This window comes from Pseudomonas sp. NY15181, assembly GCF_048068055.1.
Taxonomy (GTDB): Bacteria; Pseudomonadota; Gammaproteobacteria; order Pseudomonadales; family Pseudomonadaceae; genus Pseudomonas.
This window is the reverse complement of sequence record NZ_JBLUPT010000005.1, coordinates 53,223-65,952: the sequence shown is the minus strand read 5'-3', so window position 1 is coordinate 65,952 and position 12,730 is coordinate 53,223. Positions and strand designations below refer to the sequence as shown.

Below are 12,730 nucleotides of genomic sequence, written 5' to 3'. Positions count from 1 at the left end.
CTGAATCTGTTTCGAGTGCAGAGCGGTTCGTACAGTCGCGGCGCCTCTTCTGCCTGATGGGCCACGACAATGAGCGAAAGAATCCCCGCGAAGGTCATCGAGATCGACGCACCGCAACGTTTCACCCCGCCGCCCAAACCGCTGTCGGCGGTCACCCCGACGGTCTATACCAAGCGCTTCGCCGGGCGCTTCCGCGACCTGCGGCGCCTGGGTGGCGCGCTGCTGTTCCTGCTGTTCTTCGGCACCCTGTGGCTTGAGTGGAACGGCCGCCAGGCGGTGCTCTGGGACCTGCCCGAGCGCAAGTTCTACATCTTCGGCGCGACCTTCTGGCCGCAGGATTTCATCCTGCTCTCGGCGATCCTGATCATCGCCGCCTTCGGCCTGTTCTTCATCACGGTGTTCGCCGGCCGCGTCTGGTGCGGCTACACCTGCCCGCAGAGCGTGTGGACCTGGATCTTCATGTGGGCCGAGCAGGTCACCGAGGGCGACCGCAACCAGCGCATGAAACTAGACAAGGGCCCGGCCAGCGCCGAGAAAGTCCTGCGTAAAAGCGCCAAGCACGGCCTATGGTTGCTGATCAGCCTGGCCACGGCGATCACCTTCATCGGCTACTTCACGCCGGTGCGGCCGCTGGTGGCTGATCTGTTCACGCTCAAGCTCGATCTGGAAAGCACCTTCTGGGTTGCCTTCTTCGCCGCCGCGACCTACGCCAACGCCGGCTGGCTGCGCGAGCAGGTATGCATCCACATGTGCCCGTACTCGCGCTTCCAGAGCGTGATGTTCGACAAGGACACCCTGATCATTTCCTACGACGCGGCGCGCGGCGAGTCCCGTGGCGCGCGCAAGAAGGACGCCGATCCCAAGGCTCTCGGCCTGGGCGACTGCATCGACTGCCACCAGTGCGTGCAGGTCTGCCCCACCGGCATCGACATCCGCGACGGCCTGCAGATCGCCTGCATCGGCTGCGCCGCGTGCATCGACGCCTGCGATTCGGTGATGGACAAGATGGGCTACGACCGTGGCCTGGTGCGCTACACCTCCGAGCGCGCGCTGGAAGGCGGCAGGACCCACCTGCTGCGCCCGCGCCTGATCGGCTACGCAGCGGTGCTGCTGGCGATGATCGGCGCCTTCGTCTGGGCGCTGGAAGCGCGGCCGCTGATCAACCTCGACGTCGCCCGCGATCGTGGGCTGTTCCGCGAGAACGCCGCCGGGGAGATCGAGAACATCTACAACCTCAAGCTGATCAACAAGACCCAGCAGCCGCAGCACTATCAGCTGAGCCTCGCCGATGGCGCCGGCTACCGCCTGCAGGGCGTGCCGGAGCTGATGCTGCAACCGGGCGAGATCCGCGACTTCGCCGTCTCGGTGGCAAACCTGGCGCAGAGCAGCGCCGGTGGCTCGGTGCCGCTGCACTTCAGGGTCAGCGACGGCAATGAGTCCATCGACGCCGCCAGCACCTTCGTCTCGCCGAGGCGCTGAGCATGGCACGGGAGCTTGGCGTGACCTCGGCGCAGCGCCTAGAGTGGGCGGACTCTTCCGCCCCACAGGCCGCCGTGCAGGACAAGATGAAGCGCTACGAGAAATTCGCCGACGAGATCGCCGGCCTGATCCGCAGCGGCGTGCTCGCCCCCGGCCAGAAAGTCCCCTCGGTGCGGCACGCCAGCCGCACCTACGGGGTCAGCGCGTCCACCGTGTTCCAGGCCTACTACCTGCTGGAGGATCGCGGGCTGATCGTCGCCCGCGCGCGCTCCGGCTACTTCGTCCGCGAGCACGTGCAGCGCGCCCTGGCCGAGCCGGAGATCGCCCGCCACGACGCGCAGACCACCGAGGTGGACGTCAGCGAACTGGTGTTCTCGGTGCTCAGTTCCATCAAGGACCCGGACACCGTGCCCTTCGGCTCGGCCTTCCCCGCGCCGGAGCTCTTCCCGCTGCCGCGCCTGGCGCGCTCCATGGCCCACGCCGTGCGCGACATGGACCCGCGCTCGGTAGTGGCCGACCTCGCCCCTGGCAGCCACGCACTGCGACGGCAGATCGCCCTGCGCTACATGGTCGGCGGCATGCCGCTGCCGGTGGAAGAACTGGTGGTCACCAACGGCGCGCTGGAAGCACTGAACCTGTGCCTGCAGGTGGTCACCCAGCCGGGCGACCTGGTCGCCATCGAAGCCCCCGCTTTCTACGCCAGCCTGCAGGTGCTGGAGCGGCTGAAGTTGAAAGCGGTGGAAATCCCCGTGCACCCGCGCGAGGGCATCGACCTCGACGTGCTCGCCGACAGCCTGGCGCGCCTGCCGATCAAGGCCTGCTGGTTCATGAGCAACTTCCAGAACCCGCTGGGCGCCAGCATGGCCGAGGACAAGAAACGCGCCCTCGCCGCCCTGCTGACCCAACACCAGGTGCCGCTGATCGAGGACGACGTCTACGCCGAACTGTACTTCGCCGCCCAGGCGCCCAAGCCGGTGAAGGCCTTCGACAACGACGGGCTGGTGATGCACTGCAGCTCCTTCTCCAAGAGCCTGGCGCCAGGTTACCGGGTCGGTTGGGTGGCCGGCGGGCGCTACGCCGAGCAGATCGAGCGGCTCAAGCTGATGACCAGCCTGTCAGCTTCGGTGCCGGCCCAGGCCGCCATCGCCGACTACCTGCAACACGGCGGTTACGATCGTCATCTGCGCAAACTGCGCCACGCCCTGGAGAGCCAGCAGCACGCGATGCTCGCCGCCGTGGCCCGGCACTTCCCCGCCGCCACCCGCGTCACCCGGCCCAGCGGCGGCTACTTCCTGTGGCTGGAGCTGCCCGAACAGATCGACGCGCTCAAGCTGTTCCAGCTCGCCCATGCCCAGGGCATCAGCCTCGCGCCCGGGCCGATCTTCTCGGCAACGCGGCGTTTCGGCCACTGCCTGCGCCTGAACTACGGCCATCCATGGACAGCCCGTAGCGAACAGGCCATGGAAACCCTCGGACGGATCATTCACTCGCTACAGGGCTGATCGTTGTAGGACTGCTCCGCACATTCGGAAAGGATCTGTACCTGTGCGGCGGTTTGTCGCAGGAATACCCTGTCAGGCAGGAACCCGGACGAGGGAAGAGGTCATGGATGCGGAAAATCTCACGATCCTGCTGACGGTGTGCGCCGCCCTTGGCGTGCATTGGGGCGTGCGCTGGTACCTGCGGCGGGGGATGCCGCCGCGCGGGGATCAGTGGAAGGCCTGAGCGGCTCTTCGTAGGACCGAGGGGGACGCCCAGTCCTTGCTCGCGAACAGAGTTTCCTGGAGGCACCAGAGCTGGGCTGTTCGCGAGCAAGCTCGCTCCTACAGGAAGCAAAGCCCGCGCTCTACGGGCGATACAGATGCGCATGCCCCGCGCTGTACAGCGACGAATCGGCAAAACCCTCCGCCCCCAGCACCTTGCCCACCAGAATCAGCGCCGTGCGCCGGAAGCCCTTGGCGGCGGCCTTGGGCAGGATATCGCCGAGGGTGCCGGTGACCTGGTCCTGGTCCGGCCAGCTGGCGCGGTGAATCACTGCGATGGGGCAGTCCGCGCCGTAGTGCGGCAGCAGTTCGGCGACGATGTTCGACAACTGCCCGACGCCGAGATGAATCGCCAGGGTCGCGCGGTGCTGCGCCAGCTCGGCGAGGGATTCGCCTTCGGGCATGCGCGTCTTGCTTGCATAGCGGGTCAGGATAAGCGTCTGGGAAATGTCCGGCAGGGTCAGCTCGCAGCCGAGGATCGCCGCGCAGGCTGAAGTAGCGGTGACGCCGGGGACGATCTCATAGGCAATGCCGCGCTCGCGCAGGTGGCGAATCTGCTCACCGATGGCGCCATACAGCGACGGGTCGCCGGAGTGCACCCGCGCCACGTCCTTGTCCTCGGCATGGGCTTGCGCCAGCAATGCGATGATCTCGTCCAGGTGCAGCTCGGCGGTATTCACCACGCGCTCGGCACTGTGCCCCTCCAGTACGGCCGGCGGCACCAAGGAGCCTGCGTAAAGGATCACCGGGCAGCTGCGGATCAGCCGCTGGCCCTTGACCGTGATGAGCTCGGGATCACCGGGGCCGGCACCGATGAAATAGACCGTCATGGCAACTCCTGGGATTCAACGGGGACAAAGGCCAGCGCGCAGGTGGCCTGATCGCTGCGGCGCTTGCCCACCAGCAGCCGTGCCGACGCACCGCCCTGGGCTTCGGCCTGCAGCAGCGCGGCCGCTTCGGCGACGCTAGCGCTGCCGGTGGTTGCACGCACGGCCTCCGATGGATGATCGAGTCGTTTTTCGCAGGCTGCCAGCTCCTGCGGTGTGAACAGCGCCAGCGGCAGGTCGAGCGCGGCAGCCAGGGCGGCCAGCCCTTCCTCGTCAGCCTTCAGCGTGGCGCTGGCCAGCGCGGTGAGGTTCGACTCGTCGAGCCCGGCCTCGGCCAGCGTATCCCGCAGCAAGGCACGCAGTTCATCGAGTGGGCAGCCCCGGCGGCAACCGAGGCCGGCAACCAGCGTCATCATCACTCTCCTCTAAATAAAAACCCCGCAGGCGGCTGGGCCGGCTGCGGGGTCGAGCATAGCGGTGAATCAGGCTGAAGGGGCGAAACGGCGGAACAACCAGGCAGCGACGAGGCCGAGCGCCGCCCAGAACACCGCATTGGTGACCAGCGAGGCGACGATGAACTCGTGGGCGAGGCTTTCCGGCGCGAGGCTGGAATGGACTTCCGGCTGCGGCGCGCCGATCACGTGCGGCACCACCAGCAGCGCGACACCCACGCCACGCAGCAACCCGTTGCGGCTGAACACCAGCAGCGCGAGGCCGGCGGCGGTGGACGCCGCGGTGCCGATCCACCAGGTCTGGCGCAGGTTCAGGTCGGCGGCGGCGGTGCCGGGGACTTCCGGCGGCAGGCCGAGGGACGGCGCCAGGGTGAACACGGCGAAACCGGCCAGGCCCCAGAGCAGGCCTTCGGAGGTCTTGCCCGGCTCGCGCAGGGTGAACAGGCCAGCCAGCATCAGGGCGAAGCCCACCGCGACCACCAGGTTGCCGCCGGTGGTGGACAGGATGCGCTGCCAGCCGTCTTCCGGCTCCCAGGCTTCCGCGTCATGGTGGTGGCCGGCGGCGGCACCGTCGGCGTGCTCATGGCTGTGTTCTGCCATCGCTACCGGTTCGGATTTTTCATAGGTCTCCGCCTTCAGAATCAGCGGGGATACCCACAGCAACTGGACCAGGGTCAGCACCAGCGCCGCGATCAGACCGGCGAAACCGGCGGTCTGGGCAATTCGTTTGATCATTTTTCCTTTCCTGTTTTCCGGACTCCCGAATCGAGCGAGCTAGAGCCAGGCAAGGCCGAAACGACCTCCGGGAGTAACAGCCGTAGGCTGGCCCGAAGGGCGAGCGGCAGCGAGTCAGGAGCGCCGTGGACGCGGAGTTGACTCCGGTCAATGAGCAGTCCACGGCGATTCTCCAACGCAGCATGGCCGACGCGCAGCCGATTGGACTCAGAACCGCATCAGTGGCAGGGGAAACCGGCGCTATGGCGGGTATCGTGGGCGGCGTTGTGCACCGCTTCCAGATGCGAGAAACCGGCGAAATACACCAGCAGCGCACCGAGCAGGCTGGCGCCGACGGCCAGGGCGATGCGCTTGGAAAGGGGGATGGAAGTGCTCGACGCTTGTTGCGTGAGGATGCTGCTGGACATGAACGTTCCCTCTGATCAATCAAAGTAAGAGAACGCAGAGGTTGAACGCATTCGAACGCGCCACAAGGTCGCGCCACGGCCTGCGCCCGCCCACCGCGGGTTTGCCAAAACGAAGGGTTCCAGGCCGGTCTCCGGGCTTGCGACGCCAGCGGAGAAACTCCGGCTGGGCGGGTCAGCCTTCCCATGCATTTCCTGCACAGTGGCTACTGACGACCCTCGATGCGCTTACCGTTGCGGGGGCAGCGCCGGACTGGTCCTTGCGGACGCACCGGCTTCCCGTTTCACCTCGCGCGCGTCGGCGCGAGACACCTGAAACCGCGCTAGCTGACCACGAAGCCCCGCGAGCGTCAACCGCGCGACAGCCGATCCCCGGCGATTGACCGCCCCGCCATCGCTGCGTAGCCTTCCTCCCTTCGAGGTTCTCCGGCGCTGGCCGGAGCTAAGAGGGAACGTGGAAATCTTCGGATGCGCCACGGCTGCCCCCGCAACTGTGAACAGCCTGTTCTTTCACGCGCCACTGCCGACTGCGGCGGGAAGGCGAAAGGACATGACAGGGCTGTGAGCCAGGAGACCTGCCTCGACCAGCATCACGACAACCGGGCGGGGTGATCCGGTGGCGACCTTCGTTGCGCGGCGAACCCGCGCGCGCGCCCTTCATCCGCGCTCGCTCATTGCAAAGACCGACTTTCGCTTGCGAGGCGCGCATGAAAACCCTGGCCAAACTCCCCGTCACCATCGTCACCGGCTTCCTTGGCGCCGGTAAGACCACCCTGCTCCGCCACATGCTCGACAATGCCGAAGGCCGTCGCATCGCGGTAATCGTCAACGAGTTCGGCGAGCTGGGCATCGACGGTGAAATCCTCAAGCAGTGCTCCATCGGTTGCAGCGAAGAGGAAGCGGTCGGCCGCGTCTTCGAACTGGCCAACGGCTGCCTGTGCTGCACCGTGCAGGAAGAATTCTTCCCGGTGATGCGCGAGCTGGTGGCGCGCCGTGGCGACCTCGACCAGATCCTCATCGAGACCTCGGGCCTCGCCCTGCCCAAGCCGCTGGTGCAGGCCTTCCAGTGGCCGGAAATCCGCAACGCCTGCACCGTTGACGCGGTGATCACCGTGGTCGACAGTCCGGCCGTGGCCGCCGGCACCTTCGCCGCCCATCCCGAGCAGGTCGACGAGCAGCGCAAGCAGGACCCGAACCTGGACCACGAATCGCCGCTGCACGAACTCTTCGAAGACCAGCTGGCCAGCGCCGACCTGGTGGTACTGAACAAGGCCGACCTGCTGGACGCAGACGCCCTCGCCCGCGTACGCGCCGAAGTCGCCGAGGAGCTGCCGCCGGCGGTGAAGATCGTCGAAGCCAGCGCCGGCCAGCTGCCGCTCTCGGTGCTGCTGGGGCTGAACGCCGAGGCCGAGCTGCACATCGACAGCCGCCCCACTCACCACGACCACGAAGGCCATGAAGACCACGACCACGACGAGTTCGACTCCTTCCACGTCGACCTGCCGGAAGTGGAAGAGCGCGCCCTGCTCGACGCGCTGAACGCGCTGGTCGAGCGCCACGCCATCCTGCGCATCAAAGGCTTCGTCGCCATCCCCGGCAAGCCCATGCGCCTGCTGGTACAGGGTGTCGGCAAGCGCTTCGACAAGCACTTCGACCGCGCCTGGCGCAGCGATGAAACCCGTGGCACCCGCCTGGTCGTAATCGGCCAGGAGCTGGACCAGGCCGTCATCGCCAACGAGCTGCGTACCGCCCTCTCTTGATCTTGTAGGAGCGAGCTTGCTCGCGAACGGCCTCGCAGCGGGGTTTGGTTCGCGAGCAAGCTCGCTCCTACATGAAGCCCTACACCGAGCAAGCCTCATGCACCTGCTGCGCACCCAACCCGGCGGCTTCGTCCCCGACGACGGCATCGCCCACCTGGCCCAGACGCCCGCCGAGCTGGTGATCCTCTGCAGCGGCGACTCGCACCTGGCGCTGCTCGCCGAGGCCGCGCGCGAGCTGCCGGAGGACTACCCGAGCCTGCGCCTGGCCAACCCCATGCAGCTGCAGAACCACGCCTCGGTGGACCTCTACGTCGACGAGGTACTGCAGCACGCCAAGGTCATCCTGATCTCGGTGCACGGCGGCGTCGGCTACTGGCGCTACGGCATGGAGCAACTGGCGGCGCTGGCCGAGCGCGGCGCCACGCTGATCGCGGTGCCCGGCGACGACAAACCCGACCCCGAACTCACTGCCCTCTGCAGCGTCCCGCCGCAGGACGCCGAGCGCCTCTGGCAGTACCTGCGCCAGGGCGGCATGGACAACGCCCGGCAGTTCTTCACCTGCCTGGCCAACCGTCATCTGCAACGCGACTACGCCTGGAGCGAGCCACGGATACTGCCCCGCGTGGCGGTCTATCACCCGCAGCTCGGCAGTTGCGACCTCGCCCGCTGGCAGGCCGACTGGAATCCCGAGTGCCCGGTCGCCGCATTGCTGTTCTACCGCACGCACCTGCAGGCGGCGAACACGGGTTTCATCGATACCTTCTGCTCACGCCTGCAAGCCCAGGGCATCAACCCGTTGCCCGTCGCCGTGGCCAGCCTCAAGGAATCCGCCTGCCTCGACGCAGTGGAAAACCTGCTGGACGCCGCCGACGCCGAGCTGATCATCAACACCACCGGCTTCGCCCAATCGAACCCGGAGGCGCCGCAGGAGCGCCCGTTCAAGCGCGACGTGCCGGTGCTGCAAGCCATCTGCTCGCTGGACAACCTCGACCTCTGGCGCGCCAACCCGCAGGGTCTCGGGCCACGCGACCTGGCCATGCACATTGCGCTGCCGGAGCTGGATGGCCGCATCATCACCCGGCCGATCAGCTTCAAGGGCCTGGCGTGGCGCAGCGAGCGCAGCCAGAGCGACGTGGTCTGCTATCTGCCACACCTGCCGGGCATGGACTTCGTCGCCGAACTGGCGCGGCGCTGGATGCTGCTGGCGCGCAAGGCCAATGCCGACAAGCGGGTGGCGCTGATCCTGGCCAACTACCCGACCCGCGACGGGCGCATCGGCAACGGCGTCGGCCTGGATACACCGGCCGCCGCGCTGAACATTCTTCGCGCGCTGGAGACCCAGGGCTACCCAGTCGCCGGCCTGCCCGATTCCGGCACGGCGCTGATCCATCAACTGCTCGGCGGCGTCAGCAACGACCTCGACAGCCTCGACCTGCGCCCCTGCGCGCAGAGCCTCGCGCTGGACGACTACCTCGCCTGCTTCGCGCGTCTGCCCGAGGCCAACCAGCAAGCCGTGCGCGAGCGCTGGGGCGAGCCGCAGCAGGACCCGATGTTCCGTGGCGGACGGATGATGGTCGCCGGCCTGCGCTTCGGTCTCGGCTTCGTCGGCATCCAACCGGCGCGCGGCTACCAGCTCGACGCTGCGGCGATCTACCACGATCCGTCGCTGGTGCCGCCTCACGGCTACCTCGCCTTCTACTTCTGGCTGCGCGAGGTGTTCGGCGCCGACGCGGTGGTCCACGTCGGCAAGCACGGCAACCTCGAATGGCTGCCGGGCAAGGGCGTCGGGCTTTCCGAGGAATGCTGGCCGGACGCGATCCTCGGCCCGCTGCCGAACCTCTACCCCTTCATCGTCAACGATCCCGGCGAAGGTGCCCAGGCCAAGCGCCGCGCCCAGGCGGTGATCATCGACCACCTGATGCCACCGCTGACCCGCGCGGAAAACTACGGCCCGCTGCGCGACCTGGAACGCCTGGCCGACGAGTACTACGACGCCTCCCTGCTCGACCCGCGCCGGGCCAATGAACTGCGCGGCGACATCCTCGCGCTGGTCCGTGAAACCGCGCTGGACCGCGAGCTGGGCCTGCAACTGAGCGACGATCCGGAAAGCTGGCTGCCGCAGCTCGACGCCTACCTCTGCGACCTCAAGGAATCGCAGATTCGCGATGGCCTGCATGTGTTCGGCGAGTCGCCCGTGGGCGATCTGCGCCGCGACACGCTGCTGTCGCTGGTGCGCATTCCGCGTGGTGATGGGCGTGGTGAAAATGCCAGCCTGCTGCGCGCACTGAGCGAGGATTTGCAGCTGGGTCGCGACCCGCTGGACGAAGCCTTTGCCGAGTCGTGGCAGGGCCCGCGCCCGGATATGCTGCTCGCCGTGAGCGACGAACCCTGGCGCAGCAACGGCGACACCCGCGAGCGCCTGGAGCTGTTCGCCCTGCGCTTGATCGACGGCTCCGCCAGCGCTCCCGGAAGCGCCAGCGCGGCGGTGCTCGCGCAGTTGCATCAGCAGATCGCACCGACCCTGGACGCCTGCGGCGCCAGCGAAATCGGTCACCTGCTCGCCGGTCTCGAAGGCCGCTTCGTCCCGCCCGGCCCCAGCGGCGCGCCCAGTCGCGGGCGTGTGGATGTGCTGCCCACCGGACGCAACTTCTTCACCGTGGACGTGCGCAACCTGCCCACGCCCACCGCTTTCCGTCTCGGTTTCCAGTCCGCCAGCCGCCTGCTCGAACGCCACCTGCAGGACCACGGCGACCACCTGCGCCAGCTCGGCCTGTCGGTGTGGGGCACGGCGACCATGCGCACCGGCGGCGACGATATTGCCCAGGCGTTGGCGCTACTCGGCGTGCGCCCGGTGTGGCAGACCGGCAGCCAGCGCGTGGAAGACTTCGAGATCCTGCCGATCAGCCTGCTCGACCGTCCGCGGGTCGACGTGACGCTGCGGGTTTCGGGCTTCTTCCGCGACGCCTTCGCCAACCTGATCCGCCTGTTCGATGCCGCCGTGCAGGCCGTTGCCGCGCTGGACGAGCCGGACGATCTGAACCCGCTGGCCGCTCGCGTGCGCGCCGATCAGGCACGTCTGCAATCCGAGGGAATGGCGCTTGATGAAGCCCGCCGCCAGGCCGGCTGGCGCATCTTCGGCGCCCAGCCCGGCGCCTACGGTGCGGGCGTGCAGGGCGTGATCGAATCGCGCCAGTGGGACAGTCGCGCCGACCTCGCCGAGGCCTACCTGAACTGGGGCGGTTACGCCTATGGCGCCAGCGACGACGGCACCCCGGCGCGCGAACGCTTCGCCCAACGCCTGTCCGGCCTGCAGGCGGTACTGCACAACCAGGACAACCGCGAGCACGACATCCTCGATTCCAACGACTACTACCAGTTCCAGGGCGGCATGCTCGCCGCCGCCGAAGTGATTCAGGGCCAGCCGTTGGCCAGCTATCACGGCGACCACAGCCAGCCGGACAACCCACGCATCCGCACCCTCAAGGAAGAACTCGGCCGCGTGGTGCGCGCCCGCGCGGTGAACCCGAAATGGATCGCCGGCATGAAGCGCCACGGCTACAAGGGCGCCTTCGAACTGGCCGCGACGGTGGACTACCTGTTCGCCTTCGACGCCACCAGCGAACTGGTGGACGACCACCAATACCGCCTGCTGGCGGACGCCTACCTGCTGGACGACGACACCCGCGAGTTCATCCGCCAGCACAACCCCGAAGCCCTGCGCGACATCGCCGAACGTCTGGTGGAAGCGCAGCAGCGCGGCTTGTGGGAAGAGCCGGGGGAGTATCGGGAGATGCTGGAGAATCTGTTGGTGGACAGCGAGGAGCAGTGAGGAGGGGGCGCGCCATCGAAGAAACCTGCGCTTCCGAGCGAATGCATCCCCTCACCCCAGCCCTGGCTGCGCGCCCCGCTCCTGAGGGAGAGGGAGCAGATCGTGCCGGCTGACGCCATAGTTTCATCCTGCACCGATCAGTCCCCTCTCCCGCTTGCGGGAGAGGGTTAGGGTGAGGGGCTATTGATCTTCTAGGAGCGGCTCAACCCCGACGCAGGCGCTCCGCGGCGTTGAGCAGCAGCGCCTCGGTCCCGCTCCAACCCAGGCAGCCATCGGTGATCGACACGCCGTATCGCAGCTCGCCGGACAGCGGCTGGCAGCCGTCGAACAGATGACTCTCCAGCATCACGCCGCGCAGCGAGCCGTCGCCGGCCAGGCGCTGATCGAGCACGCTGTCCAGCACCGCCGGCTGGCGCAGCGGGTCCTTGCCGCTGTTGGCATGGCTGCAATCCACCATGATGCTCGCGTCGAGGCCGAGCTTCTCCAGGCCCTGGCGAATCTGCTGCACGCTGGCCGCATCGAAGTTCGGCCCGGCGTGACCGCCGCGCAGGACCAGATGAGTGTCCGGGTTGCCCTGAGTCTGCACCAGCGAAGGACGACCCAGTGCGTCGATGCCGAAGTGCTGGTGCGGATGCGCGGCCGAACGCATGGCATCGGTGGCGATGCCGATGCTGCCGTCGGTGCCGTTCTTGAAGCCCACCGGCAGGTCGAGGCCGCTGACCATCTCGCGGTGCACCTGGGATTCGCTGGTGCGCGCGCCGATGGCGGCCCAGCCCAGCAGGTCGTCGAAGTAGCCGGCCACCAGCGGTTGCAGCAGTTCGGTGGCGATCGGCAGGCCGCGTTCGAGCATGCCCAGCATCAGCCGGCGCGACAGTTCCAGGCCGCCGGCCATGTCGCCAGTGCCGTCGAGCTGCGGGTCATAGACCAGGCCTTTCCAGCCGATGGTGGTGCGCGGCTTTTCAACGTAGGCGCGCATCACCAGCAGCAGTTGGTCGCTCACCTGCGGCGCCAGTTCGGCGAGGCGGTCGGCGTATTCGAGGGCGGAGACGGGGTCGTGCAGCGAGCAGGGGCCGATCACTACCAAGAGGCGCGGGTCACGGCCGTCGAGTACGGCGCGGATCGCATCGCGGCCTTCGCGGACGCGGTGGGCCATGGCGGCGGACAGCGGCAGGCGCTGGCGCAGTTCGGCGGGGCTCGGCAACGGGTGTTCGCGACGGCGAGCGGAGGGCAGCGGCAGGTCGAGGACTTCGGCGGTGGCTGCGTGTTCGGGGCGGATCAGGGCGGAGGTGGAAGCGTTCATCTGACTGGCATCCTCGGCCGGCGCGGTCTTCTATCCGCGCTCGGCGCTCTATCTAAGTGTTCGTGGCAAGGCTCGTTGGGTGGCACGCAGCGCGCTGCTAAATCGCCAGTCGGAGTTGCGGTAATAGCGGTAATAAGTGGTGTAGGCGGTCATGTCTCGATCCTCTGTCTGAGCGTTTTGG

The 12,730-nt window shown here is 67.7% G+C and carries 9 protein-coding genes and 2 riboswitches; of the genes, 4 read left to right on the top strand and 5 right to left on the bottom strand.

Annotated features, from left to right (window positions below):
* Positions 1–69 precede the first annotated feature (69 nt).
* Positions 70–1,479, top strand: coding sequence for a cytochrome c oxidase accessory protein CcoG (ccoG, locus tag ACNFBT_RS13975; protein WP_416750194.1), 1,410 nt, complete (start codon positions 70–72; stop codon positions 1,477–1,479).
* A gap of 86 nt (positions 1,480–1,565) precedes the next feature.
* On the top strand, positions 1,566–2,981 hold the full coding sequence (gene mapR, locus ACNFBT_RS13970) for a GntR family transcriptional regulator MpaR (RefSeq protein ID WP_416750652.1): 1,416 nt from the start codon (positions 1,566–1,568) through the stop codon (positions 2,979–2,981).
* Positions 2,982–3,325: 344 nt separating this feature from the next.
* Here the strand turns inward: mapR and cobM are convergent, their stop codons facing one another.
* The 4 genes from cobM to ACNFBT_RS13950 all read right to left on the bottom strand — a co-directional run bounded on the left by cobM (position 3,326) and on the right by ACNFBT_RS13950 (position 5,663).
* Entirely contained in the window at positions 3,326–4,072 is a 747-nt protein-coding gene (gene cobM, locus ACNFBT_RS13965; protein ID WP_416750192.1) for a precorrin-4 C(11)-methyltransferase, read from the bottom strand.
* Positions 4,069–4,485, bottom strand: a complete 417-nt coding sequence (locus ACNFBT_RS13960) for a cobalamin biosynthesis protein (protein ID WP_416750191.1) — start codon at positions 4,483–4,485, stop codon at positions 4,069–4,071. The genes cobM and ACNFBT_RS13960 overlap by 4 nt, the downstream gene beginning before the upstream one ends.
* A 66-nt stretch (positions 4,486–4,551) precedes the next feature.
* Positions 4,552–5,256, bottom strand: a complete 705-nt coding sequence (locus tag ACNFBT_RS13955; protein WP_416750189.1) for a CbtA family protein — start codon at positions 5,254–5,256, stop codon at positions 4,552–4,554.
* A gap of 218 nt (positions 5,257–5,474) precedes the next feature.
* Positions 5,475–5,663, bottom strand: a complete 189-nt coding sequence (locus ACNFBT_RS13950; protein WP_275610010.1) for a CbtB domain-containing protein — start codon at positions 5,661–5,663, stop codon at positions 5,475–5,477.
* Between the two features lie 104 nt (positions 5,664–5,767).
* A riboswitch (cobalamin riboswitch) is annotated at positions 5,768–5,991 on the bottom strand.
* Between the two features lie 71 nt (positions 5,992–6,062).
* A riboswitch (cobalamin riboswitch) is annotated at positions 6,063–6,258 on the top strand.
* A gap of 109 nt (positions 6,259–6,367) precedes the next feature.
* On the opposite strand from ACNFBT_RS13950, the gene cobW reads away from it, so the two are divergent.
* Together cobW and cobN are read left to right on the top strand one after the other, a co-directional pair.
* Complete coding sequence (gene cobW, locus ACNFBT_RS13945) at positions 6,368–7,420, top strand: cobalamin biosynthesis protein CobW (protein WP_416750186.1); 1,053 nt, start codon at positions 6,368–6,370, stop codon at positions 7,418–7,420.
* Positions 7,421–7,517: 97 nt separating this feature from the next.
* Positions 7,518–11,249, top strand: a complete 3,732-nt coding sequence (gene cobN / locus ACNFBT_RS13940) for a cobaltochelatase subunit CobN (RefSeq protein ID WP_416750184.1) — start codon at positions 7,518–7,520, stop codon at positions 11,247–11,249.
* 202 nt (positions 11,250–11,451) lie between these two features.
* Here the strand turns inward: cobN and ACNFBT_RS13935 are convergent, their stop codons facing one another.
* Positions 11,452–12,549 (bottom strand): 3-deoxy-7-phosphoheptulonate synthase, encoded by a 1,098-nt coding sequence (locus ACNFBT_RS13935; RefSeq protein ID WP_416750181.1) that lies wholly within the window; start codon positions 12,547–12,549, stop codon positions 11,452–11,454.
* Positions 12,550–12,730: the final 181 nt, after the last annotated feature.

What these genes read in the sequence shown, in the direction of transcription:
- ccoG (WP_416750194.1), top strand. Translation starts at nt 70, where the DNA reads ATGAGCGAAAGAATCCCCGCGAAGGTCATCGAGATCGACGCACCGCAA.
- mapR (WP_416750652.1), top strand. Translation starts at nt 1,566, where the DNA reads ATGAAGCGCTACGAGAAATTCGCCGACGAGATCGCCGGCCTGATCCGC.
- cobM (WP_416750192.1), bottom strand. Translation starts at nt 4,072, where the DNA reads ATGACGGTCTATTTCATCGGTGCCGGCCCCGGTGATCCCGAGCTCATC.
- ACNFBT_RS13960 (WP_416750191.1), bottom strand. Translation starts at nt 4,485, where the DNA reads ATGATGACGCTGGTTGCCGGCCTCGGTTGCCGCCGGGGCTGCCCACTC.
- ACNFBT_RS13955 (WP_416750189.1), bottom strand. Translation starts at nt 5,256, where the DNA reads ATGATCAAACGAATTGCCCAGACCGCCGGTTTCGCCGGTCTGATCGCG.
- ACNFBT_RS13950 (WP_275610010.1), bottom strand. Translation starts at nt 5,663, where the DNA reads ATGTCCAGCAGCATCCTCACGCAACAAGCGTCGAGCACTTCCATCCCC.
- cobW (WP_416750186.1), top strand. Translation starts at nt 6,368, where the DNA reads ATGAAAACCCTGGCCAAACTCCCCGTCACCATCGTCACCGGCTTCCTT.
- cobN (WP_416750184.1), top strand. Translation starts at nt 7,518, where the DNA reads ATGCACCTGCTGCGCACCCAACCCGGCGGCTTCGTCCCCGACGACGGC.
- ACNFBT_RS13935 (WP_416750181.1), bottom strand. Translation starts at nt 12,549, where the DNA reads ATGAACGCTTCCACCTCCGCCCTGATCCGCCCCGAACACGCAGCCACC.